Source organism: Micromonospora sp. NPDC126480 (genome assembly GCF_040302465.1).
Lineage (GTDB): Bacteria > Actinomycetota > Actinomycetes > Mycobacteriales > Micromonosporaceae > Micromonospora.
Genome location: NZ_JBEORU010000008.1, coordinates 35280 through 58508 on the forward strand (window position 1 = coordinate 35280; position 23229 = coordinate 58508).

The 23229-nt window shown below is 68.9% G+C and carries 23 protein-coding genes and 1 tRNA gene; 17 read left to right on the top strand and 7 right to left on the bottom strand.

Annotation, left to right across the window (positions count from 1 at the left end):
- Positions 1-122: 122 nt before the first annotated feature.
- From ABTW87_RS09890 to ABTW87_RS09940, 11 genes are all read left to right on the top strand, one after another.
- On the top strand, positions 123-977 hold the full coding sequence (locus tag ABTW87_RS09890) for a replication-relaxation family protein (protein WP_350650371.1): 855 nt from the start codon (positions 123-125) through the stop codon (positions 975-977).
- Between the two features lie 307 nt (positions 978-1284).
- Positions 1285-1974, top strand: a complete 690-nt coding sequence (locus tag ABTW87_RS09895) for a hypothetical protein (RefSeq protein ID WP_350650372.1) — start codon at positions 1285-1287, stop codon at positions 1972-1974.
- A 94-nt stretch (positions 1975-2068) separates the two neighbouring features.
- Positions 2069-2800, top strand: a complete 732-nt coding sequence (locus tag ABTW87_RS09900) for a hypothetical protein (protein ID WP_350650374.1) — start codon at positions 2069-2071, stop codon at positions 2798-2800.
- A 614-nt stretch (positions 2801-3414) separates the two neighbouring features.
- The gene (locus ABTW87_RS09905) at positions 3415-4761 is read left to right on the top strand and encodes a helix-turn-helix domain-containing protein (RefSeq protein WP_350650376.1); all 1347 of its coding nucleotides are present in this window, start codon (positions 3415-3417) and stop codon (positions 4759-4761) included.
- A gap of 161 nt (positions 4762-4922) precedes the next feature.
- Entirely contained in the window at positions 4923-5912 is a 990-nt protein-coding gene (locus tag ABTW87_RS09910) for a DUF932 domain-containing protein (protein ID WP_350650378.1), read from the top strand.
- A 121-nt stretch (positions 5913-6033) separates the two neighbouring features.
- A complete protein-coding gene (locus ABTW87_RS09915) occupies positions 6034-6432 on the top strand; it encodes a hypothetical protein (RefSeq protein ID WP_350650380.1) in 399 nt (132 codons plus the stop codon).
- The gene (locus tag ABTW87_RS09920; RefSeq protein ID WP_350650382.1) at positions 6429-6866 is read left to right on the top strand and encodes a hypothetical protein; all 438 of its coding nucleotides are present in this window, start codon (positions 6429-6431) and stop codon (positions 6864-6866) included. The genes ABTW87_RS09915 and ABTW87_RS09920 overlap by 4 nt, the downstream gene beginning before the upstream one ends.
- 110 nt (positions 6867-6976) lie before the next feature.
- Positions 6977-7525, top strand: a complete 549-nt coding sequence (locus ABTW87_RS09925) for a hypothetical protein (protein ID WP_350650384.1) — start codon at positions 6977-6979, stop codon at positions 7523-7525.
- 20 nt (positions 7526-7545) lie between these two features.
- Entirely contained in the window at positions 7546-7758 is a 213-nt protein-coding gene (locus ABTW87_RS09930; RefSeq protein WP_350650386.1) for a hypothetical protein, read from the top strand.
- A gap of 81 nt (positions 7759-7839) precedes the next feature.
- Positions 7840-8955, top strand: coding sequence for a C40 family peptidase (locus ABTW87_RS09935; RefSeq protein WP_350650388.1), 1116 nt, complete (start codon positions 7840-7842; stop codon positions 8953-8955).
- Positions 8956-8988: 33 nt separating this feature from the next.
- Positions 8989-9459 (top strand): hypothetical protein, encoded by a 471-nt coding sequence (locus ABTW87_RS09940; protein ID WP_350650390.1) that lies wholly within the window; start codon positions 8989-8991, stop codon positions 9457-9459.
- 184 nt (positions 9460-9643) lie between these two features.
- Here ABTW87_RS09940 and ABTW87_RS09945 read toward each other — a convergent pair whose 3' ends face one another.
- Together ABTW87_RS09945 and ABTW87_RS09950 are read right to left on the bottom strand one after the other, a co-directional pair.
- Positions 9644-10150, bottom strand: a complete 507-nt coding sequence (locus tag ABTW87_RS09945) for an STM3941 family protein (RefSeq protein WP_350650392.1) — start codon at positions 10148-10150, stop codon at positions 9644-9646.
- 131 nt (positions 10151-10281) lie between these two features.
- On the bottom strand, positions 10282-10962 hold the full coding sequence (locus ABTW87_RS09950) for a hypothetical protein (RefSeq protein ID WP_350650394.1): 681 nt from the start codon (positions 10960-10962) through the stop codon (positions 10282-10284).
- A gap of 164 nt (positions 10963-11126) precedes the next feature.
- Here ABTW87_RS09950 and ABTW87_RS09955 point away from each other — a divergent pair, with 164 nt between their 5' ends.
- Together ABTW87_RS09955 and ABTW87_RS09960 are read left to right on the top strand one after the other, a co-directional pair.
- The gene (locus tag ABTW87_RS09955; protein WP_350650396.1) at positions 11127-11831 is read left to right on the top strand and encodes a hypothetical protein; all 705 of its coding nucleotides are present in this window, start codon (positions 11127-11129) and stop codon (positions 11829-11831) included.
- Between the two features lie 59 nt (positions 11832-11890).
- Complete coding sequence (locus tag ABTW87_RS09960) at positions 11891-12553, top strand: immunity 21 family protein (RefSeq protein WP_350650398.1); 663 nt, start codon at positions 11891-11893, stop codon at positions 12551-12553.
- Positions 12554-12777: 224 nt separating this feature from the next.
- On the opposite strand, the gene ABTW87_RS09965 is transcribed toward ABTW87_RS09960, so the two are convergent.
- The 4 genes from ABTW87_RS09965 to ABTW87_RS09980 form a co-directional block, all read right to left on the bottom strand.
- Positions 12778-13776 (bottom strand): hypothetical protein, encoded by a 999-nt coding sequence (locus ABTW87_RS09965; protein ID WP_350650400.1) that lies wholly within the window; start codon positions 13774-13776, stop codon positions 12778-12780.
- 149 nt (positions 13777-13925) lie between these two features.
- Positions 13926-14156 (bottom strand): PH domain-containing protein, encoded by a 231-nt coding sequence (locus ABTW87_RS09970; RefSeq protein ID WP_350650402.1) that lies wholly within the window; start codon positions 14154-14156, stop codon positions 13926-13928.
- A gap of 18 nt (positions 14157-14174) precedes the next feature.
- Positions 14175-15008, bottom strand: coding sequence for an SAM-dependent methyltransferase (locus ABTW87_RS09975; protein ID WP_350650404.1), 834 nt, complete (start codon positions 15006-15008; stop codon positions 14175-14177).
- 183 nt (positions 15009-15191) lie between these two features.
- Positions 15192-17930, bottom strand: a complete 2739-nt coding sequence (locus ABTW87_RS09980; protein WP_350650406.1) for an AfsR/SARP family transcriptional regulator — start codon at positions 17928-17930, stop codon at positions 15192-15194.
- Between the two features lie 161 nt (positions 17931-18091).
- On the opposite strand from ABTW87_RS09980, the gene ABTW87_RS09985 reads away from it, so the two are divergent.
- The 3 genes from ABTW87_RS09985 to ABTW87_RS09995 all read left to right on the top strand — a co-directional run bounded on the left by ABTW87_RS09985 (position 18092) and on the right by ABTW87_RS09995 (position 22383).
- The gene (locus tag ABTW87_RS09985) at positions 18092-20008 is read left to right on the top strand and encodes an Hsp70 family protein (protein ID WP_350650408.1); all 1917 of its coding nucleotides are present in this window, start codon (positions 18092-18094) and stop codon (positions 20006-20008) included.
- A gap of 414 nt (positions 20009-20422) precedes the next feature.
- The gene (locus tag ABTW87_RS09990; protein ID WP_350650410.1) at positions 20423-20644 is read left to right on the top strand and encodes a hypothetical protein; all 222 of its coding nucleotides are present in this window, start codon (positions 20423-20425) and stop codon (positions 20642-20644) included.
- Positions 20641-22383, top strand: coding sequence for a recombinase family protein (locus ABTW87_RS09995; protein WP_350650412.1), 1743 nt, complete (start codon positions 20641-20643; stop codon positions 22381-22383). The genes ABTW87_RS09990 and ABTW87_RS09995 overlap by 4 nt, the downstream gene beginning before the upstream one ends.
- Here ABTW87_RS09995 and ABTW87_RS10000 read toward each other — a convergent pair.
- Positions 22365-22448: transfer RNA gene (locus tag ABTW87_RS10000), tRNA-Leu, on the bottom strand. The two genes, ABTW87_RS09995 and ABTW87_RS10000, sit on opposite strands and share 19 nt — an antisense overlap.
- Before the next feature lie 189 nt (positions 22449-22637).
- Between ABTW87_RS10000 and ABTW87_RS10005 the strand changes: the two genes are divergently transcribed.
- Positions 22638-23229: tetratricopeptide repeat protein (locus tag ABTW87_RS10005; protein WP_502891556.1), on the top strand; the 592-nt coding region annotated here is incomplete at its 3' end.

Sequence of the window (23229 nt, forward strand, 5' to 3'; positions counted from 1 at the left end):
AGCCCGCTCGCACCGGCCTGTCAGGTGCCTGACCTGCCCAAACCCGGCCGATCCCCGGCCAGATAACAAGATCAACCTATCCAGACTCCCTACCGGGACTCCCTCTCCAGGGGTGACCACCTTTGCCGCAATCGCGCTCTCCTGGCCTGCTGGCCATCTACCCGCACATCACCAGCCGTGACCGACAGCTCCTCCAACTCCTCGACGACCATCACGTCCTCACCACCGGTCAGATCCACCACCTGTTCTTCCTGGCCCGGCGTACCTGCCAGATCCGCCTCGGCGAGCTGCACGGGCTGGGCCTGCTGGACCGGTTCCGCTTCGCACGCACCGGCGGCGGCAGCCAACCGTGGCACTGGACGCTCGGCCACAACGGCCACCGGTTCCAGGCCGCCGCCCACAACCGGTCCGAGCCCACCGCCCGATCGAGCCGCCAGACCGTGCAGCGGCTGTCGGCCAACCCGAACCTGACACACCAGGTCACCGTCAACGAGTTCTTCGTGCGGCTGCGGGCGTATGCCCGCCGGCATCCCGAGGCACGCCTGGACCGGTGGTGGTCGGAGACGATGACCACACGACAGTTCCGGACCATCACCGCCGACGGGCACGGCCTGTGGAGCGTCGCTAACGCCACGACCGGGTTCTTCCTGGAGGTCGACACCGGCACCGAACCCCTCGGGCGGGTGGTGGCCAAGCTCGACCGGTACACAGGGCTCATCCGACGGGGCGGCCCCCGCTACCCGGTGCTGTTCTGGCTCGGCAGCGAGCAACGCGAAGAACACCTCCACCAGGTTTTGCGCGGCCGGCGCGGCGACGTCCCGATCGCGACCGCCACCCACCGCCATGACCCCGCCGCAGCGGTCTGGCTCCCCGGCGGCGCCACCGGGCGGGTCCGGCTCACCGAGTTGCCCAGCGACCACGGTCAGCCCGTGGCGGACAACCCGAACTTCGACGACGACGGACTCTTCGTGCTCTGACAGACCCTGACGGTCAGACGGCCAATCCTGTCATCGCAGGTCAGAGGCGTTGTCGTGATTCCTGACAGGGCTAGTGCTGTCAGGTCACGAAGCTACGGTGCAGTTTCTTCTCTTGCTCACGCCGCCGCCCGTCTGGTCCTTTCTCGGATCTGCCCGCGCCAGCGGGATCGCCCAGCAGCCCACCGTTTGGTCGGCTCGTGATCCACGCCCCGCGCCCCGCACGGCAGCGTCCCCGGTCCAGACGCCGCGATCCGGTGGCACCACCACGCACCCATGCCCACTGCTTCTTCGAAGGGATCGCCCCGCCATGCCCAAATCCCGGCCGCTCACCGACCAGGTGGTCACCGTCTGCTTCGCCCCCGGCGACGACGCGGACTGGTTCGCCGCCTCCGAGAAGGTCCACGACCTTTTGCACGCCAACGGCACCCCGGCCCGCCGCTACCACGTGCGCCACCGCCGTCTCATCGGCTGGCTGACCCGGTTCATCGGCTACTACCTGCTCGACGCCGCCCGCCGCTTCGGCGCGGTCACCATGGCCGCCGGAGGCCGCAAGAGCCGCCTGGACCTGACCGGCACCGCCGCCAAAGCCGCCCACGACGCCGCCCTGCGCTGGCGTGCCTGGAACACCCACATCGCCGCGACAACCCGTCCGGCCCGCCCCTTCGAGGACTACCTCGCCCAGCACCACGCCGACCCGGCCAAGGTCAGCGTGGCCGAGGCCCGCCGCCGCTTCGAGCAGCAGCCCCGCGTCCTGGCGATGCTCGCCCACCACTTCGACCCCTACGAGCTGTCCGTCTACCAGGCCGGCGAAGCCACCTACACCGGGCTGCACTGGCGCATCGCGCTGATCGGCGACGCGCTGATCACCACTGATGGCCGGCTGCTCACCCCGGCCAGCGACTCCGTCGCCGACCGATTCCGCTTCCTCAACGAAGCCTGCGCCTACGTACGCGGCCTGCGCTCCAGCGCCCGGCTGTGCGCCGTCGCCATCGCCTAAGCCCGCCCCGCGGAACACCCGAGACCGGTCGCAGCCCCGCTGCGACCGGCCTTCGCCATGCCCACACACCCTCGTCCGTGAAAGGAGATACCCGGTGTTCCTGACCGATCCGGCGCTGCGGCGTATCGCCGCCGACACCAACGATGTTCTGCCCGAGCACCTGTGGCGCCACGACACGGCCACCCTCGACCCGACCGGCGACCTCGCCCGCCTCCTGCACAAGACCGCCCGCGAGTTCACCGACAGCACCGCCACCCTCGACCACGCCCTCGCCCGCGTGGGTGAGCTGACCGCAACCGCCCGGCACGGGCTGGCTGCTCGAGCCGACCTGCACATGCCCGGCTACCACCAAGCCCTCACCGACGCGCTCGCCGCCCGCGAACGGCACATCGTCCTCGGGGCGGCGCTCGTCACCGCCTACCGCGCGTGGCGCAACCACCGACCAGTCGGCGTCGGCGACGAGCGGCACCTGCTCCTGCGACGCAGCGACCCGTCGCAGGGCGTGGCGACGCTGCGGCTCACCGACCAGCGCACCTGGCTGGTGGTACCCGACGCCGAAGCCGCCAGTTCCTTCGACATCCCGTATCCGGACCGCGTCGTCGGCGAGGTCACCGAGACCGACCACGGGTGGGCGCCGACCGCGTACACCGACCCGCAGCACCGCCGGACCCAGCCCGGGATGACCTATCCCCTGCCGGTCTGTGACGACCTCGCCTCGGCCTGCCGGTCGCTGCTGCGCTGGTGGCACCTGCGCCACTCCGACGCCTGGCGAAGCCGCACCCCCGCCGAGCTCACCCCGGCCGAACTCGCTCACCTGGCCAGCTAGGAGCAGACCTCATGCTCCACCTCGAGGCGATCGGCCGCTGGATGGCCCTGGCCACCGGTCGCACCCTGTCAGCATGGTCGCCGGCCCGGCGGAAACGATCAAGGAGCGGCCCGCGCGTACCGCTACGCCCGCAACTGGATCAACACCCTCATCGACGACCGCGCCCGCGCCGCGTACGCCGAGACGAACCCGGGCCGCTCGGGGCAGCGGCGGTGCGTCAATCCCGGCGACACAGTCCTGGTCGTGCTGCCGCACACCGGCTCCTGCCGCCGACAGAACCTTGCCGGATACGTCATCCACGTCACCGTCGGCACGTCCGACGCCCGCGCGCAGCGTCAACCCGCTGCGGCTGTCCCCCGTCGACGCCGGCATCTACCGGGAGCCAAAAGAGGACCGCAACTACATCCTGCAGGCCGCGACCTCCGGTCGCTGACGTATCAGCGCGGCGGCCACACCGCCAAGACCACCGGACCGCATCCAGGCGGCATCCCGCACGGCAGACACCACTTCGCCGGTGCTTGCCGCGCTGACGCTGCCCGGGACCGGCGCACCACCGCCCGGCACAACCCTGTGTCCGGCGTCCCAACCCCGCGTTCCCAAGGAGGGAAACACTGATGGATCACGTGTCCCTGACGCCTGCCACGCAGGCCGTCCTCGACGCCCTGACCGCCCTCGGCCAGGGCAATGTCCACGAATTGAGCGAGCGGTCCGGCAAGGCCCGGTCGACCACCGACAGGGCGATCAAGACCCTGGCCGACGCCGGGCTGATCGTGCCGGGGGACTCCGACGCCGACCCGGCCGAGGGCACCCCTACCCGGTGGACCCTCTCCGAGGGCGTCGCGGCCGAGGCCCAGGACCGCGCCTTCAGCACCGACGCCGACCGCGGCGACGGCGACCCGGCCGGCGGCGAGGACTACACCGACATCGCCGAGACCGACGAGCCCGACACCGATCCGGCGGAGAACCGCCAGGCCGAGGACGACGACGCCAACGGCGACGACGTGCAGCCCGGCGACGAGCCGGACGGCGCCGGCGCCGACCAGGACCGGGCCGAGGTCGACGAAGCCGACCAGGGCGACGCCAACGACCACGACACGGGCGAGGACACCGATGACCCGGGCAACTCCGACGACGACGCGGACGAGGATGACTCCCACGACGAAGACTCGGACAAGGGCGACTCGGACAAGGGCAACGGCGGCCAGATCACCGTGGTCCAGCCCAGCCGTCCCGGCGACCGCAAGGTCATGACGATCAAGGCGGTGCTCAGCGAGCACGGCGACGACGGCGCGGCCATCGGCGAGATCGTGGCCGAGAGCGGCATCGGGGAGGCGACCGTCTCCCGGCTGCTGACCGCGATGGAGCAGGCCGATGCCGCCCGCCGCCTGCCCGGCGTCCCGGCGCGGTGGATCGCCGGGCCCACCAAGGCCAGCGAGGTCAACCCGAACCCGGAGCCGCCCCGCTGCCCGCTGTGCTTCCAGGTGATCAGGGGCCTGTCCGAGTCGCCCGAGGCGGTAGCCCAGGTGCAGCCCCTCGTCCGCCCGGACGGGACGCTGCACATCGTCGCCGAGGACGGCACGGTCCACACCGTGGCCCTGCCCAAGCGGACGCCCACCCGCACGCCGGGCCTCGCGACGGCCGGGGCGCGCCGCACAGACGTCACGGCCAACGCCGACGGCAGCCAGCCGTTCGCCAAGGGCGAGCTGGAGCGGCTGACGTTCGACACGCTGAAGGCCAACCCGGGCCGGACGATGACGCCGCAGGAGATCGCCACCGCGATCAGCAACCAGCTCGGCGGCCGGACGGTCAGCGCGGGGGCGGTGCGCAACAACTGCGGCAAGCTCGGTGCCGCCGGCCGCATCGTCATGGTCTCCGAGTCGCCGTGGGCGTTCCAGTACCCGAGGCAGGCCGAGGACGGCGGCGCGGACCAGGCCGACGACGCCACGGCCGAGCAGTCCTGACGGCCGCCCACGGCCGCCTCACCCAGGTCGACCCGGAGCCCATAACGCTCGCGCATCCGCGCCGGCCGACGGCGACGCCGGGCAGCAGTAACCCATCCCATCCCTTCCGGGGGCCGGGCCATGCGGCTCGGCCCCCGCGGCATGTCGAGAGGAGACCCCCTGTGCCGCACGAACTTGAGACCTTCGCCAACGGGCAGACCGCCTTCGCCAGCGCCCGCCTGTCGGCTTGGCACCAACTGGGCACCGTCACCCAGAACACCATGAGCGCCCAGGAGATCATGGGTGCCGCCCTGCTCGGCGACTGGGGCGTGCGCACGATCCGCGTCCAGGGCATCGACATCGTGGACGGCGTCGAGGTCCCGATCCCGGCCGAGGACAAGCGCATGACCGTGCGCCGCAACCCCGTGACGGGTGCGACCGAGTATCTGGGCATCGTCGGGACCGACTACACCGTGGTCCAGAACGAGCAGTGCGCCGAGATGCTCGACCGGCTCGTGGACCAGGTGGGCGGCGCCCACTTCGAGACCGCAGGCAGCCTCCGCAACGGCAAGTCGGTGTTCGTCACCATGAAGCTGCCCACGGCGATGGAGATCGCCGGGGTCGACCGGATGGACCTCTATCTGATCGGGACGACCTCCCACGACGGCACCGCCGCGCTGCGCGTGGACGCCAGCCCGATCCGGGTGGTGTGCGCCAACACCCAGCGCGCGGCCTTCGCCCACGCCGTGGGCCACTACACGTTCCGGCACACGAGCAACGTGAACTCCCAGATCGCCCAGGCCCGCGAAGCGCTGGGCCTGATGTGGAAGTACATGGACACGTTCGAAAAGGCCGCCGAGCGGATGCTCCAGACGGAAATGACCATGCGCGAGTTCGAGCAGATCGTCGCGCAGGTGTGGCCGGTCAAGGACAACGCCTCGGAGAAAACCCGCAACAACGCCAAGGAGCGGCTGGGCACGCTCAAGTACCTGATCACCGAGGCCGACACGCAGCGCGCCATCGCCGGCACCCGGTGGGCCGGATACCAGGCCATCACCGAGTACCTGGACCACTACCAGCAGGCCAAGGACGCCACCACCCGCGCCAACCGGGTCGTGACCGGCAAGGTCGGCGAGCTGAAGGTGGCCGCCTTCGACCTGCTGAAGATCTGACCGTCGCCCACCCATCGGCCGGGGGCGGCGGTCGCACGACCGCTGCCCCGGCCCGTCAGAACGGAGCCAGCCACCCCATGACCCGACGCATCGGGTGCCGGTCGGATCGGAGGACCCGCTGATGATCGGCCACATCCGTCACCCGCGCGACGAGCGGCAAGCCGTCTGCGGCCTGCTCGCTACCGCCGTGGCCCGGTGGGAGACCGAGGACCCACCTCGGGTGGACCGCACCTGCGAGGACTGCCTGGCCCTGCTGCCCGAAGCCGTCCGGCCTGACGACTACCACCACCCGCCCGGCGACCCGACGCTCATCGAGTCGCTGCGGCGTATCGTCGCCGAACGGCAGCACGCCAAGATCGATGGAGTGCTGGTGGACCTGTGGTCGGCCAGCGTCACCAGCCTGATCTGGGACCGCCTCAAGGAGAAGCACCGGCAGCAGCTGCTGACTCTGCCGTCGCACGAGCTGATCCTGCGGTGCGTCGCGATCTACTTCCGTGTCACCGGTGGAGGCGGCCGATGACCGAGCCGACCCACCAGTGGTTCCACTTCGGCCCATGGGTGTTCTCGGTCGACGCCGTCTTGGCGCTGATCGCCGCCATCCCTCGCGACGCCCGGCCGCTGGACGTCGCGACGTGGGCACAGGCGTACGGCCTGACCCACCACGACAACCCGGACAGCTCCACGATCGGCCTCATCGGTCCGGCCCGTGATGGCCTGGACCGCGCCTACGCCATGACCGCTGACCTGACCAAACCCGTGATCGTCGCGCAGCTCCTCATCAGCGGCCAGCCATCCTCCCCGCTGCTCATCGACGGCACCCACCGGCGCTACCGCGCCTCGCGCGAAGGCGTGCCACAGCTGCCCGCCTACCTGCTCACCGACGAGGAGACCCGCCAGGTCCAGCGCGACGTGCGCCTCGGACCCGGCCGGACCCGCCTCGCCCCGCCGCGCTGACCGCGGCCGTCACCCTTCCCACCCGCGTACGCCACGGCAAGCCGCCCACGCCAGCCGCCCACGCCAGCGGTCCCGAGGCGTACCCATGCCACCCCTTCAGGAGGATCCACATGGCCTACACGCCGCCGTGGCAGCGGCTCTGTGACTGCCCCTGCCCGCAGCACCACGGCCACCAGCGCACGACCTACAACGACGACCGCTGCGCCTGCGTCACCTGCACCACCCAGCCGACGACGCTGATCACCGAGCACTGGAACTGCGCCCTGTTCCTCGACCTCGGCGGAGACCTCTGGTTCGTCAACCGTCTCCCCGGCGGCCAATGGGACTGGCCCAACGCCGACCACGCCCACGAGCACCACGACTTCTACGCCGCCAGCCTCAGCATCGAGCGGCAGCTACGCCAGACCGTCACCCATCCTGCGCAACCCCTTCGAGCAGAGCCGCCAGGCGTAGTCGCTCCGAACTCACCCACACCCATGGGCCTGTTGGGCCGCCCCGCGAGAGCGGCCCACGGCCCTTTTGCGTTTCACGACCTCGCAAGGGACAGCATGTACCGCACCTACCGCAACGCCTACGAGCGCTCCTGCGACTGCACCGGCCCGACCCACCACGGCGCCAGCCGCGCTCGATCTACAACGACCCCGGCTGCCACTGCCTGACCACCTGCGCCAGCAAGCCGATGACCCTGCTCGCCCCGCAGATCGGCGAGGCGCTGTTCCTCAACTATCACGGCGCACTGTGGTTCGTGCCCGCTCTCGAACCGGACCACTGGGACTGGCGCAACGCCGCCCCCCGTCGACTCGGCCACCCGCTGTTCGACGCGGCCGACCTGATGGCCGAGTTCCTCCGCCAGACCCACGCCGAGCTGGTTCCGCTGATCCACCGCATGTAGCCGATATCCCGTCTCGTCCCCGGCCGGCCGCTCACCCGCGCGAACACCGGCCCTTTCTGTTTTCACCTGGAGGCATTCGCCATGACCAAAACCATCATCGGAATCGTCACCGTCGTCATCGGCTGCTTCGGTCTGCCGATGCTGCTGCTGTCCTCCGTCACAGGCGGCGGCCCCGGCGGGTGCGGCGTCGCCGCCGTGCCCGCGCTACGGCCTTCCGGGCAGCCACCCGGCCTCAGCTGGGACACCGAGCAGCTCGAGATCGCCGCGACCATCATCGATGTGGGTGTCGCCAAGGGCGTGCCCCGCTGGGGGTGGATCGTCGGTCTCGCCACCGCGATGCAGGAATCCGGCCTGCGTAACCTGCCGCACCTCGGCAACCGCAACGACCACGACTCCATCGGCGTATTCCAGCAGCGCCCCAGCCAGGGCTGGGGCACCGTCGAGCAGCTGTCCCAGCCGGAGTACCAGGCCGGAAAGTTCTTCGACAAGCTGCTGACCGTCGCCGGCTGGGAGCAGATGCCCCTCACCCAGGCCGCGCAGGCGGTCCAGGTGGCGGCCTACCCCGACGCGTACGCTAAGTGGGCCGACGACGCGATCCAGCTCGTCGAACAGCTGACCAGCACCCTGACCGACTGCGCCACCGACGCGCTCGCTGCCCTGCCGGACGGATTCACCCTGCCGATCGGCACCCCGCCCCAGGTCACGACCGCGATCTTCTGGGCGCTCGGGCAGCTGGGCACCCCATACCACTTCGGCGGGTCGTGCACCGACCCGCACTCCGGCGACCCCGACAAGCAGTGCGACTGCTCCTCGCTTATGCAGTCGGCGTACCGGGCAGCCGGCATCACCATCCCGCGCATCACCACCGATCAGGTCAACGCCGGAGAACCCGTGGCCGACCCGGCTCTCTTGCTGCCCGGCGACCTCGTCTTCATCCCCGGCAGCCGAGGCACCATGGCCGACCCCCGCCACGTCGGCATGTACCTCGGCCAGGGACTTCTCATCCAAGCACCAAGAACAGGCCATACAGTAAAAATCATCTGGTTGAGCGGATGGCTCGATCAGATCGCAGACATCCGCCGCGTCGTTACCTGGTGGCAGAATGCAGGTCTAAGCTCGCTTACACATCCTCAAGATCACGCCGACGCCGATGTCGCTACCAACATCGGCAGGCGGCCCGATGGCACCCGGATCTAGCCGAAGAGCGGGCGCTCCGACTAGCGTTCACACATGGCCGAGTCTTTGGACCTCTGGAGTCCGGCTTCGCGTCGGGAGGCGCTCCGGATGGTTGACGTAGACGATCCTGGCCCTTACCACGCGATGCTCCGAGAGATCTTCGACCTCGAAAGGGCGTGGCGCGAAGGTCCGGACGTGGGCGAGAGCGACGAGTACGAGCAGGTCTACGTGACGGCCTTTCTGCTGTTCCTCATCGGCGATCCAGCGGACTCGCCCCGCCTGTCTGGGGCGAAGTTCCGCACGGGCGACATGGACCTAGGCATCGGCTTCGACGCCCAGGCAATCTTCGGAGCGGGCCGGGGCGACACGCTTCGGTGGCTCCTGGAGAATGGATACACCGACGAGCACGCGCGTCTGTCTGAGTGGTTGTCGCAGTCGGAAGACCCGAAGATTGAAGACTGGGCTTGGCCCGTGCGCGATTACTTCTACTCACCGGACGGCGTGCTGCTCCTGAATCCGCTCTAGACACGCCCTGGCCAGCAGGATCCGTCCGCTCTTGCCGCCGACCGTGCGCCAAGTTCAGTGACGGGCGTGGTGGCGCTCGACGCGCGCTCCTGCCGAAGCGGATGTTTTCTCGACCTGCTCGCACCCGGTCACCTTGACGTTGTTGACGAGATCCACCGCGGCCGGCGGTGTCGTTGTGGCGTGCCTAATCGGCGGATACCTGAAGCTCGGGGTTATGCCGGCGCATCTCGTCGACGAGCGCCTCCAAGGAGTACGGCAGGGCGGACTCTGGCAAGTTAACCGGCGGGAAGCCGGCTGCGCGGTTCATCCGTAGGAAGGCGCGGCGCACGAACCCGGATCGGGCAACTACCGCATCGGGGTCATGCGGCAGGATCGCCAGCATCCGTTGCCCCGCAACGGAGTGGATCCTCACAGCGCCGATCTCACGCCACCGGATCCGGCCAGCCGAGGCCAGTGACGCCCGATCGGTGATGCCCTCCGCGTCAACCTGCAGGGACGGCCGCCGATAGATCAGTTCGAGCAAGAAGTAGACACCGGCCAAGCCAAAGAACGCAACGCCGGCCATCGCGACGACAATGCCGACGCCCCCCGCGAACGAAGCGATCCACAGACTCCCTGACACGAAGCCGGCGGAGGCGAGCAACAGAAGCAGCAGCCTCGATCGGGGGGCGTAGACGCGGACCGTTTTCACGATGGGACCGTAGCGGCAACTGCCGCTCAACCCAACACCGTCACCTAACCCCAGTCATGTGCTTCAGCTTCCGGTACTGGCCGTTGAGCGACCAGCGTGCTGTCGAGGCGGTCCCAGGTACGAGCCCGTCGTCACGCGGCCGCGGTCGGATACCCGATCGCGGTGAGGTCCTCGTGCAGCCTGGCGACGGTCATTTCTGGGTTCAAGGCTTGCACAACGACGTCCGTGAGCGGGCGGTGCGCGACAACGTGCTCGACCACCGTCGGGTCCACCTCGATCTCGTAGTAGTCCTCGGCGAACGTGACGTACCGGTCGACGATGTCGTCGAGCAGGATCTCGAGCAGTCCTGAGCCGTCCGGGGCGTTGTCGTCGTACGGTCCGCGGAGCGGGGGGAACGTGATGCCTTCACCGGCGTGCCAGCGGTCGTCACCGGATTGCCGCCACAGCACAGCGGTAGCGAGGAACTGTCGCTCCTCGTCGCCGAACGCTGGTTCCTCGAGCTGCGGACGGAACACCGCCGGGATTCCGTCGAGCAGGCCGGGCCACAGTTCCCGGTCCGGACTGCGGTAGGGCGTCATCGCCGACTCGTGGTCGAACACACGGATGAACGCGCCCTCGGCGGTGAACACGACCGCCCACTCGTCGCCGCTGCCGTTGTTCATCAGCGCGGCCTCGTCGTCACCCCAGGTGCGGGTGTAGGCGTAGTAGGGCTCACCACCGTCGAGGATGCACTCCAGGACGGCGAGTGTCTTGCAGCGGTCACGCAGCACGCCGATGGAAGGCAGCTTGGCGGCCATGTCGTACACAGTCACCCGGGGAACCTACGCCAAGACAGCATCAAGATCGTCGCATGCCTCCAGGCGTCTGCGACACCTCGGCGGCGGTGCACGCTCCATGGCGCGATATCGACGGGTCCGGTTTGCGCTCCAGGCATACCCTTTGGATCTCAGCGTCGGCAGACGTCAGGTGGGCGGGCTTGCAGATCATCGAGCACAGCATCATCGGGACCCGCTCCGCGGTGTTGCGCCTTCGGCGCCCGGGCAGCCAGTTGCAGTTCGTGCTGTTCCCCATGCTGCATGTGGCGAGCCCCGAGTTCTACGCGGCGGTGGCGCAGCGGCTCCGGCGATGTGACCTGCTCGTCGTCGAAGGCGTCAGCGGACGTTCGGTACTGACGTGGGCCCTCACGCTCACCTACCGGGTCATGCCAGCCAACAAGCGCTCCGGACTCGTGGTCGACAACATCGCGTACCGGTCGCTCGGCGTCGAGCTGATCAACCCGGATGTGACGACGGCGGAGTTCACTCAGGGTTGGCGGGCCATGCCGCTGCGATACCGGCTTTTGATGTGGTGTGTCATTCCGATCGTGGCCGTGGCCCAGTTCTTCGGGGGCACGCGACGGCTGCTCTCGCCTGAGGTCGAGTTGAACGACCTGCCCAGCGCCAAGGACGAGATGTACTCAGACGACGAGTTCGCCGAACATTTCGAGCGCACATTCGGCGGCGACCGGGATGAGCGAGTGCTTGCCACGCTGTCCGAGCTGATCCGTACGCGTTCGTCCGAACGGATCGACGTCGCGGTCGTTTACGGTGCCGGGCACGTCCCAGCGATCGTGCGGGGACTCGCGGACCGACACGGCTACCGCCCCCGGACCGCCGACTGGCTCACCGTGCTGAACACCTGAGCGGCATCCACAGATGCCGCGAGTCGCGTGGTACCAAGCGATCTGTCGAGCTGGCCTGAGTGCCGTTCAGCCATGTGCCGATAAGTGCGCACAGCCGGGCGATCCAGCGGCCCTCGATCTGCGGCAATCAGCTCTCCGGCCATGACAAACGCGTCTTGCCGAGCACACGTGTATCGCCGTTGCCTGGCAAGATCGCTGTGGGAGGTGGGTCATTGCGGTACATGTGGGTTTCGTCGGCTGGCGGACCGCTGCTCGTTGCTCCGCAATCGGCGCTGTCGCTATGGACCGGCGCTGATAGCACTGACGGTCCCGTGGAGAGTTGGGGGGACTACGGCCGGGCGTGCGCGATCGACGGTTACGTCGGCGTGGTCGCCATCGGTCAACGGCAGGCACTTGTTCTGGGCGACGAGCCGGCAACGACGACGTATCTACCCTCGGAACGGCTGTTCCTGCGGTGGGCAGCGGCAAACGAGGAAGACGACCTGGTGAGCGCTGCACGCCGAGCGCTGCGTGACGGCGTGAGTTGGGACGAGGACGAGGATGTCCGCTGGGCGGTGGACGGGCCAGTCGTGCTGTTTGATTCGGCATGGCCCGGGGCGGAGTTGGAGCCTGACAACCACCTCGTGATCGATCTACGCCCGAGCGAGTACCGGGTCCGGGCGACATCTCGCGCCGACGGCGCCAACTGGATGATCCTCGTTCAGCTTCAACCCGTGTTGTGAACTCGCACAGCTGCAGGCAGACGCAGCTTCCACCAGGTCGTCCGGATCTGCCGCGGATCGGGCTCGACGCAACGGATGAGGGTCGTTCCCTGGTGGCCGCCGGGCTGCCTGAGACCCCAAACGTGGCGGGCCACGGGCGCAGGTCATTGATAGAGGTAGCCAGCGACCGCGCGCCCGATCTGCATCCGCTCGTTTGACGACCGGAGCTGATGGCTCGGCTGTGTTCAGTCCTCGAGTGGATCCCAGTGGTTGCTGTAGCGCAGCAGTGATTGCGCCAGGTCGGAGTGAGCGGCCGCCCACAGGGTGTCGAATAGGAACCACTGCTGGTACCCGAATGACCCACCACAGTGCATGGTGACTTGGGCAAGATGTTTGTCGACCTCGATGCGTGATGCGTCAGGGCGTCGCCCGTCGACGTATCTGCCCGTCGTGAGAAGCGCCATGGCTTCGTGGTGGGCGGGGGTGTGCTCGTTGGGCAGGTTGGGCCACGGGTCGGCGTTGAGGTTGAAGCCGGGCCATCTGTTGCACCGCTCCAGCGCCGGCCTGATGGCGTCGTCTTCGGGTGCGACGAGTGCTCGCAAGACCAGCAACTCGGGTGGCCATGCTGCACCGCTGTCGGGGTCCGCGGTCCGCAGATGTCCGGGCAGTTCCCACAACCCGACCCCCGGGAATACCAGCGGCCGGGAACAAGCGAGGCTCGCGCCGTCGTAGAACGTGAGGAACACCGCGTACGTGCTGGCGCCACCGGTGCCGGCGGGCGTAACGACTGTCACTGGCACATCCGTGACGAACGACGTCGACTCACCGCCCGCGCCGGGCAACGGCCACGACTGGAGCAGGTATGCCAACCGGTCGAGGGCGGTCGCGACCACCTCGTCATCGAGGAAGAAGTACGCCAGTTCCACCTCGTCGTCATCGGTCCGTACCCGGAGGCTGTGATCGTCGAGGCGGATGAAGTCCTCGTCACCCTCCACGTACAAGTGCTCATGCAGGAGCTCGCGCAGCTCGCTGGTCGTGGCCGCCCGAGACAGCCCGTGCTTCCGTGCCGCCTCGAAGATCGAATCGAGGCCGTAGACGTCACCGCCCAGCTCGTTCTCAACCCACGACTCCGGATCGTCGCTGTCCCAACCTCGTTGAAACCAACTCAGCACAGTCTCGTCCGGCAGCCGCCGGACCCGCTTACTCAACAGGCCCTCGTAGTGGGAGCGATACACGAAATGCACGGCGTGACGGTACTGCAGCCGGTCACGCAGACGGGGACGGCGGAAGCCACTCATCTGGCAACAGGTGCGGCCTGGGCTGGGATAGGGCCTGGTGGTGGTCACCGTGTGCGACTGGCGAAACGATCACGATCATGGCGGCTTTCCGGCTCTTACGGCACACCGACCGATCCTCCCGATTCGCCCACGTCAGGTCCTGGCAAGCGACGTTTGCTTACGTCGATCTGCGCGCAGTCGACCGACTGGATCGCGCTCCACGGTGTGACCTTTTCACGGCTGACGAAGCCGCGAACGCGGACACCGCCTGCGTCGATGACCACGCCGAGTCGAAGAGCCCGCCAGATCCCGGCCAAGCCGCTCGTGACGAGCACGCATCCCAGCACCCTGCCGAACCATTCAGGCTAGGGTTTGCGGGCGACGCCGGCCCAGTAGTAGGCGGCGTGCGGGTCGGCGGGCTCGCCGTCGTCGGGTTGCCAGGCCATCACGGGCACGATTCCCGGTTCGACCAGGTCCCAGCCGTCGAAGAACCGGGCCACCTGCTCGCGGGTGCGGGGTACGAGTGTCATGCCGTTGTTGACGGCCGCGGTGACGGCTGTGGCCATGGCCTGGGGGTTGAAGTCGCCGGTCGGGTGGGTGATCGCCACGTAGCTGCCGGACGGTAGGGCGTCGAGCAGTACGCGTACCGTGTGCCACGGGTCGTCGGCGTCGGCGAGCAGCATCAGGATCGCAATCATCGTGAGCGCGACCGGCTGGTCGAGGTCAAGTGTTTCGCGCAGCGTCCGGTGGTTGAGGATCATCTTCGGCTCGCGCAGGTCAGCGTGGATGTATTCGCTGCGCCCTTGCTCGGTGCTGACCATCAGGGCGCGGGCGTGGGCCAACACGATGGGGTCGTTGTCGACGTAGACCACTCGGGTCTCGGGGGCGATCTGCTGGGCGATCTCGTGCAGGTTCGGTCTGGTCGGGATGCCGGTGCCGATGTCGAGGAACTGCCGTACACCGGCCTGGCCGACCAGGTAGCGGGCCACCCGGTGCACGAAGTGACGGTTCTCGGCGGCCATCTCTCGGATCGTCGGGATCGCCGCGGCGAGGGCTTCGGCGACCGCTCGGTCAGCGGCGAAGTTGTCCTTGCCGCCGAGCCAGTAGTCGTAGATCCGCGCCGAGTGCGGCACGCTGGGGTCGATCCCGGACGGCGGTGTCTGGTGCTGGTCTGCCGCAGTCTCGTCACCGGGCCGCACGGGAGCCTCCTACAAAGGACAGTTGAGAGCAAGCAGCGTTCAGCCTAGCCCGAGACGGACACCGGCGGCGTTCCCGATGGGTCCTGCAGAGAGCCGGCCTTCGGCGGGTGAGCGCCAACCGCACGTAGCAGTGGACTGCCCTTGCCAGAGGCTGCCGGCGTGTCGGAGCGACGTCGGCGGCGGTTACTTCTGGTCCAGGTCGCTGCGGAGTTGGGTCGCCAGCGTGACCGTGTCGTCCTGGGGTGCGGCGTCGAGGTCGGTGAGGGCTTTGGTCAGGGCGCGCAGGAGTGTGGTGACGCCGTCTGCGTCGCCGAGGGCGTGATGGGCGCGCATCGCTTTGATGTAGAGGGCCTCGTTGTAGCGGTCGAGGCTGAGCGCTTTGTCGAGTAGGTCGGATGCGGCCTGCGGGTCGTGATGGAGCAGGTCGTCTGCCAGCAGAAGGTGCGCGTCGATGCCCCATCGGTGGACCGTCTCGCGGTGCGGCTGCAGCCATTCGTAGTCGTGGCCGTGCGCGAGCGGCGCGGTGTAGAGGTCGCAAGCGACGGTGAGCAGTTCCCGGCGGCGCGTTTCGGTGGCGATGGTGGCGGTGCGCAACAGGTCACGCAGTGTCCACACGTCGACGTCGACGGTGGCGGGGTCGAGTCGGTAGCGTCCGCCGGTGGTGATGACGTAGGCGTTTTTGCGGTCGGTGGTGCCGGCGCGGCCGAGGACGTGTCGCAGGTTGCTGGCGTTGGTGTGGACGCGTTGGTCGGCTTGGCTGATGCGGGCGTCGGGTTCGAGGTATTCGCCGATGTCGCGGGTGGTGGCGCCGTCGGGGTGGCAGGCGAGGAACACGGCCATTTCGAGGGCTTTGGCGCGCAGTGGCCGGCCGGGTTTGGTGATGTTGTCGATTCGTGGCTGGCCGAGTACCCGCAGCCGTACCTTCCCCGTCGCGGCGGGCGGGGCTGGCATGGCGGATGGATTCTCCGGCTCGGTGTCGGTTCGGCTTGTGTGCAGTGGTACGACGGCGGCCGGTGCCGGTGCGACGGTGGGTGGTTCGCCGGTGTGTGCCTCACGCAGGGTGGTGAGGATCTGGATTGTCGTGTCGGCGTCGAGGACAGGCAGCCGCGGTGGCACCGGCTCGACGGTTTCGTTGGTGACGAATGTGGTGTGGCCGTCGTGGGTGACGTCGATGGTGGCGCCGTGCGGCCATTCGCCGAGCAGCAGGGCGGACACGTGCAGGTCGCTGCCGAGGGTGAGGGCGACTTTGGCGCGCATGCTGGCCGCGGCCGGCGGGGTGTGGGTGATCAGGACGAGTGGTGGTAGCGGTTCCTCGCCGGGAGCTTGCTGACGCGGGGCGTCCAGGTCGGTCAGGGCGTGTTCGTCGAGGATGCGACTGCGGTGCAGGAGCCTTGCCTCGATCGTGGTGAGCGCATCGTCGACGCTGTCTGTGACGTGTAACCGTGGCCACGGGCTGAGGGCCGCCGCCCCGGGGCCGAGCAGGGCCGTCACGGTGGCGGCGTCAGTGATGACTTCACCGCGCGTGTCGGGGTGGTGCGCGCCGCCGGTGGACAGGACCGCGACGAGAACACCGCGGGCTGCTGGGTGCGCGCCGTCCCCGACCAGGCCGGTTCCACCGGGGTGCAGTGGTACGAGGTCCGGCACACGCGTGGCTGGCTCGGTGTCATCCGGGCCGGCGACGTCAGGGTTGCGGGCTACGGCGCGGCGCAGCTGTCGCACGGGTGGGGGCAGGTCGGTGGGCGGCTCTGCGTCGGGCTGGCCGGTGTATCGGCGGCGGCGGTGCGCCCAGACGAGCGCGGCGGCGGCGCTGACCGCGGCGGCGAGTGACCAGGGCAGCCACGCCGCCGGCGACAGACTGACGCCATCACCGTCGGTTGCCGCAGTCGGGCTCGGTTGGCCATCGACCGCTGGCGTGGTGGATGGTGATGCCGGTGTGGTGGGGCTGGAGGTTGCGGGCGGCACGGTCGTGGGCGCATCCGTCGCTGACGCGGTGCCGTGTGGGGTGGCTGGTTTCTGCGAGGCCGTGGTGGCCGGCGGGGTAGGACGTGAGGGGTCCGCAGCGGTGCTCGGCGTCGCCGACGGCGTGGCGGTCGCCTGTGGTGGTGTCGGCCGGTTTGGTGCGGTGGCGGGTATGGCGTCTGCTGGTGGGCGGGCATCGGCGGGCAGCCGTAGGTCCCAGCCGGGGTAGATGAGGTCGCAGTCGCGCAGGGTACCGCCGGTTCGGGGGAAGTGGCGGTGCTTGTTCAGCCGGCAGATTTCCGGCCACCGGTTCGCGTCGCCGAGCCACTGTTTGGCGATCTTGGAGAGGGTATCGTGGCGCTCGACTGTGTAGAGGTAGCGGGTGTCGGCGACGCGGATCAATGCGGGGCCACGCGCGATGGCTTGCCGAGGGATCACGCCAGGGTTGTCAGCGGAGGCGACGAGGGCTGTGGGCCTGCCGGCGTCGTCTTCCGTGTTGAGTTGGCCGGCGGAGGTGACGGCGATCGCGGCGGTGCCGGCCAGGCCGAACACGAGCCGGTGCAGCGGTGCCGGAAGTCGCAGCGCTGGGATCCGCCAGCGGGTCACCACCGCGACCAGTTCGGTGACCAACAGCAGGGCCAACACGGCCCAGAGCAGCCACAGCGCCCAGACCGCTATGCCGGCGAGGACGGTCGGGGTGAAGCGTCCACTCGGCTGGTCGAACCAGACGGCGACCTGCGACCACGACGGTAACCGCCGCAGCGGATCGCCGCCGACGACCCACAGCAACGCGGGCACCACAACGAGGAACACCGCGGCGCCGAGTGCCGCTCGCATCAGTCGGACCACCACTGCCGACCGCGCAGGCCGGGTGTGCGGTGCCTGCTCTCTGGGCTTGTAGAAGGTGGGACGCGTGCCGTACTCGGCCAGCCGGCGAACCTTGTCTGGGGACTCCTGCGGCACCGTGCCCTCCCCTTCACCCGACCTTGACCTTCTCCCGCATACACGAGGATGCATGCCGATGACCATCCCGCGAAGAAGGATTCTCACCATGCGCGCACGAAGGATCACTGCGCGGGACGGTGGTTGACGGTCCACCGCCGGGTCGGGTGAGACTGCCGCACATGCCAAGCGGGGGCGCACAACTGTCGATCGACCTCAACTCGTCGGCCATTGCCGCCGCCGTCGGTCACCACGGCGCCCGGATCCCCATCATCCTCGACGGTCACCTCGTCATGCCGCGCGGCGTCGCCCTCGACCCAGCCGGCAACCTCTACCTCGGCGTGCCCGCAACGACCCCTCCGCCAGCCGGCCACCAGTTCGTACCCGACCCGCTGGACCTGCTCGGCACCCAAGCGGGCGGACCGGCCCTCGACGCCGTCGACCTGATCGCCGCACTACTGCGGCACGTCGCTGGTCAAGCCGTCAATCAAGTCGGTGAGCCGATTGGCACGCTCACCATGGCCATCCCGTCGAGTTGGGGACCACGCCGACGTGACGAGCTCACCGAAGCGGCGTCCCGCGCCGGACTGCCCGCGCCCGCCATGGTCACCGCACCAGCAGCGCTCGCCGCCCACGCCCAAGCCCTAGGCCTCACCGCCCCCGACGGCTCGTGCCTGCTGATCTGCCTGGCCGACCGCCACCCGGTCGCCCTGACCATCCTTCAAGTAGACGGCGACGGATACCGCGAACTGGCCACCCGAGCGATCGACTCACCGGGCGACCTGGACCAGGTCCTCGCCCAGCAACTCCTGGACGCGGCCACCACCAACGACGACCCGCTGCGCGCCGAGCTGACTCAGCCCACGCAGGACGGGCGAATCCTGCAGGAATCCGTGCGCCAGGCCAGACACCGTCTCGTCACACAGGACCGCGCACCAGTCCTGCTTCCCGCGCCGCGCACACCCGCCGTCATCACCCGCGATGACGTCGCGGCCGCCGCACAACCCCTCCTCGACGCAGTCCACGACGCGGTCTCCGACGTCCTCGACGCAGCCGACATCAACCTTCAGCACCTCGTCGGCGTCATCCTCCATCAGGTCGAGCCGGTGCCCGGACTGGCGGATCGGCTGGCCACCGCGACCAGCCTCGCCCCGGCCACTCTCACCGGCCAGCCCCATGCCCTCGCTGACGGCGCCCTCGCCCTCTCCGCACCGCACCACCACACCAGGACGGCCGCGCACGCCCACCTGCCGCGTGTGCGACTTCGCGTCCGGGACCTGACCAGCGCCACCGTACTCACCGCCTGCTCGCTCGCCCTGCTGCTGCAAGCAGTTCTCACCGCCGACATCACCACCATCGCCTACCGGATCATCGGCGTGCGCACCTCCCTGCCTCAACTCGGCGCCGCCGGCGCACTGGCCATGCTCACCGCCTTCGCCGTGGCGCACCTCGCCCCCACCACCTGGCTCTCCGGTGCACCCACCACCGCAACACCTGAATCCGCCACCGGCGACCTCATCCGACGCGGATACCTGACCGCCGCCGTCGGCGGCGCCGTCGCCGCCGCCCTCTACGGCCTGGCCACCGGCACCTCCGTCGGATACGACTACAGCCCCTATCTGAGATGGACCCTCGGCACTGCCCTGCCGCTCGCGGTGTGCGCCGCCGTCATCGCCGCCACCGCACCCCGCATCCCCGCCACCGATCTGCCCACCTGGCTCCACCACACCCGACCCGCCCTCCTGCACGCCGCCATCGCCACCGTCGGCATCTACCTCATGCGCGCAGCCCTCACCCTCACCCCACCCGTCGACTGGACCGGCATGCCCGGCCTCATCGGCAGCGCCGGAGCAGCCCTCCTCGGCATCGCCACCGCCCTGACGGCCATCCGAAGCCGCACCATCCGCATCATCACCGCACCAGGCCTCGCCATCGGCTACGCCATCGTCTTCACCAACGCCACCAGCGGCGCCCTCATCGTCGGCTACCTGATCGCGGTCACCTGGTGGGCAGTACGGCTGGTCGGGTCCACGCTGCAACTCGCGTTTCCCGCCGCGGGCGCGGCACTCCGCCGCCTCATAGACGCTCGTAAGACCTGACGGGCTCTTTTCGCTAAACGCCGTCGCCAATCGGCCTCTGTCCGTCCTCAGGAGAATTTTATCAAGGCCAGCACCGGCCGAAATTGCACTGCGTGCTGCCCGATTCCTGTCGTCCGACGACTCGCTGCGAGTGAAGCAGCCACCCACCCAGCAAGAAACACCAGCAAAAGGCAGTTTTCGTGCCCTCCACTGCCGTCTAAGTCTGCCTGAAACCCACCAACGTGGACTCCACGCCGCGAAGCGCCGCTGCCGCGAAACCCTGCTCACACCAACCCTGTGTTCGGACTGAGCACGGGACAGCACGGAGCCAACGCCAACCATCCATATCCGATGACCGCCAAGTGACCGAAGGAGATCCCGCGATGACTGCAAGCCATCGGGTGAGAAAAATGTCAAGCCAATGGGGGAACAATCATGCCATTCCAACCAGACATCCCGGATCAGCCCACGCTGAATTACAATTTCAGCGACCATCCAAAAGAAACCACAGACAGCAGATCCGACGAACTGCGCGTCATTGCGCCGCCCGAACCGCCCGCGTTCGGGCCGGTCGGCGCGCGCGCTCTCCTACGCCTTCTCGTCGCGGTACACGGCAAACGCTCGGGTGCCGATCACCACATTGTGGAGGAAACATGACCATTGACCAGCAACGCTTGAGACAAGACCTCGCGAAGGAGAGCTTCGAAGCGCCGAAGCTCTCCTTCGCCTTCTACGGTCGCGTCTCCACGGAGGACAACCAGGACCCTGAGTCGTCCCGACACTGGCAACTGTGCCTCGCCCAGACGTTGATCACCCCGAGAGGCGGAATGATTGTCGAGGAATTCTTCGATGTCGGCCACAGCCGAGCGCTGCCGTGGCAGCGCCGCCCGGACGCCAGCCGACTCCTGGCCGCGCTACGCAACCCGCGGCGAGGCTTCACCGCAGTGGTGATCGGTGAGCCCCACCGTGCCTTCTACGGCAACCAGTTCGGCCTGACCCTGCCGTTGTTCACTCACTACGGCGTCCAACTGTGGGTCCCGGAGGTCGGTGGACCGATCGACCCCGACAACGAGGCCCACGACCTGGTGATGTCCGTCTTCGGCGGGATGAGCAAGGGCGAGCGGAACCGGGTCAAGGTCCGCGTCCGCACCGCCATGGCCTCCCAAACCCAACTCGAAGGCCGCTACCTGGGCGGACGCCCACCGTACGGGTACATGCTCAAAGACCTCGGGCCGCACCCAAACCCGGCGAAGGCCGCCGACGGCAAACGCCTCCGCGGACTGACTCCAGACCCGCAGACCGCCCCCGTCGTCCAGCGCATCTTCGCCATGTACCTCGCCGGATACGGCATGTTCGCCATCGCCGAAGCACTCACCCGCGACGACATCCTCTGCCCCTCGGCGTACGACCGCGCCCGCAACCCCCACCGAGACGGGCTCGCCTGGTCCAAGACCGCCGTGCGGACTATCCTGATCAACCCCCGCTACACCGGGCGGCAGGTCTGGAACAAGCAGCGCACCGACGAGGTGCTGCTCGACGTCGACGACGTCGCGCTCGGGCACACCCCGGTCATGCGGTGGAACCAGCGCGACCGGTGGGTCACCTCCAACGACATCGTCCACGAACCTTTGATCGAGCAGGCGGACTTCGACCGCGTCCAGGAGATGCTCGGCGTGCGGGCGCGCACCGCGACCGCGCCGAAACGGGCGCACCGATCCCGGCACCCCTACATCTTCAAGAGCCTGGTCCACTGCGGCATCTGCGGCAGGAAGATGCAGGCCCAGCACTCTCACGGCGTCGCCTACTACCGCTGCCGCTTCCCACAGGAATACGCCCTGACCAACAAGGTCGACCACCCCCGGAACGTGATCATGCGGGAAGACGTGCTGATCCGACCATTGGACACCTGGCTCGTGCAAGGCTTCGGGCCGCTGCAGCGGCGACACACCATCGCTGGGCTCCTCGAACAGGCCAACGTCGACACGCCGACCGTGACCCCGGTCGCACCGCAAGGACCCACCATCGCCGAGTGCGACGCGAAACTGGCCCGCTACCGGGCGGCACTCGACGCCGGCGCCGACCCGGCGGTGGTCGCCGGCTGGATAGCCGAGACCCAGGCCGAACGCCAACGTGCCGAACAACACCAGCACACACCGGCCGAGGACAGACCCGGCAACATCCCTCCTCGCCTCAACGAGGAACAGATCATCGCCATCGTCGAGCAACTCGGCGACCTCGTGAACGCACTGCGGGACGCCGAGCCGGAACACAAGGTAGAGGTCTACCGCAGCCTCGGGCTGCACCTGTCGTACGACCCGAAAACACAAACGGTGCGGGCAAGTGTTGACCTTGCCGCGCACCGTTGGGATTCGGTTCGTGTCCGAGGGGGGACTTGAACCCCCACGCCCTATACGGGCACTAGCACCTCAAGCTAGCGCGTCTGCCATTCCGCCACCCGGACCTGCTCGTTCAGCCTACCGCGCCGGCTGAGGTGATCTTTCCACCCGTCAGCCGACCCGCAGGCCGCACGGGTGGTTACTGTACACCGCCCGGATGGATCATGCACATCGGCTCCCGCCGGGTGGGCGATACCGGACGAGGAGGCGTTCGTGGGTAGCGTCGGGGCGCATCGCCCCGGCAGCATGACCACGTGTCGCATCCCTCCCCCCTGGCCGGAATCCAGCACCGGGCTCTCGCCCTGCGGCATGCCGGTGACCTGACCGGTGCCCGCCGCCTGCTAGCTGACGCCGTCGAGTCGGCCCGGCCGCCGTACGGCCCGGACCACCCCGACGTGCTGAGCACCGCGCACCTCCTGGCGCGCCTGCACCGGGAGGCCGACGACCCGCCCGCCGCCCGCCGGGTCCTCGAGGAGGCGTTCGCGGCCGGGGAGCGCCGCTGGCCGCACGCCGACCCGCTGATGCTGGCTCTCAGCTTCGAGCTGGCCATGGTCGCTGACGAGCTCGGCAACCGGCACGAGGCCCGCCGCAACTACCGCCGCGTCGCGACCGCCGGGCCCGCCGTGCTCGGCGCCGACCACCCGGCAGTACGCGAGGCGCGCGCCTACCTCGGCGAGGAGGTTCCCGCTCCGGTCGGTCCGGCACCCGGTGCGCCGGGCACCCCGGTTCCGCAACCGGCGGCTCCGCCCCCGGGCACGTCTTCGCCGGCGGCTGCCGCACCTCCCGTGCCGCGCGGCCCTGCCGGCCCTCCACCGGCCGGTCCCGCGCCGGCCGGTCACGTGCCGG

Coding starts and splice junctions, on each gene's coding strand:
- ABTW87_RS09930 (WP_350650386.1), top strand. CDS start 7,546: ATGACCCTGCTCGCCCCGCAGATCGGCGAGGCGCTGTTCCTCAACTAT.
- ABTW87_RS09895 (WP_350650372.1), top strand. CDS start 1,285: ATGCCCAAATCCCGGCCGCTCACCGACCAGGTGGTCACCGTCTGCTTC.
- ABTW87_RS09995 (WP_350650412.1), top strand. CDS start 20,641: ATGACCATTGACCAGCAACGCTTGAGACAAGACCTCGCGAAGGAGAGC.
- ABTW87_RS09905 (WP_350650376.1), top strand. CDS start 3,415: ATGGATCACGTGTCCCTGACGCCTGCCACGCAGGCCGTCCTCGACGCC.
- ABTW87_RS09915 (WP_350650380.1), top strand. CDS start 6,034: ATGATCGGCCACATCCGTCACCCGCGCGACGAGCGGCAAGCCGTCTGC.
- ABTW87_RS09920 (WP_350650382.1), top strand. CDS start 6,429: ATGACCGAGCCGACCCACCAGTGGTTCCACTTCGGCCCATGGGTGTTC.
- ABTW87_RS09940 (WP_350650390.1), top strand. CDS start 8,989: ATGGCCGAGTCTTTGGACCTCTGGAGTCCGGCTTCGCGTCGGGAGGCG.
- ABTW87_RS09925 (WP_350650384.1), top strand. CDS start 6,977: ATGGCCTACACGCCGCCGTGGCAGCGGCTCTGTGACTGCCCCTGCCCG.
- ABTW87_RS09990 (WP_350650410.1), top strand. CDS start 20,423: ATGCCATTCCAACCAGACATCCCGGATCAGCCCACGCTGAATTACAAT.
- ABTW87_RS09985 (WP_350650408.1), top strand. CDS start 18,092: ATGCCAAGCGGGGGCGCACAACTGTCGATCGACCTCAACTCGTCGGCC.
- ABTW87_RS09935 (WP_350650388.1), top strand. CDS start 7,840: ATGACCAAAACCATCATCGGAATCGTCACCGTCGTCATCGGCTGCTTC.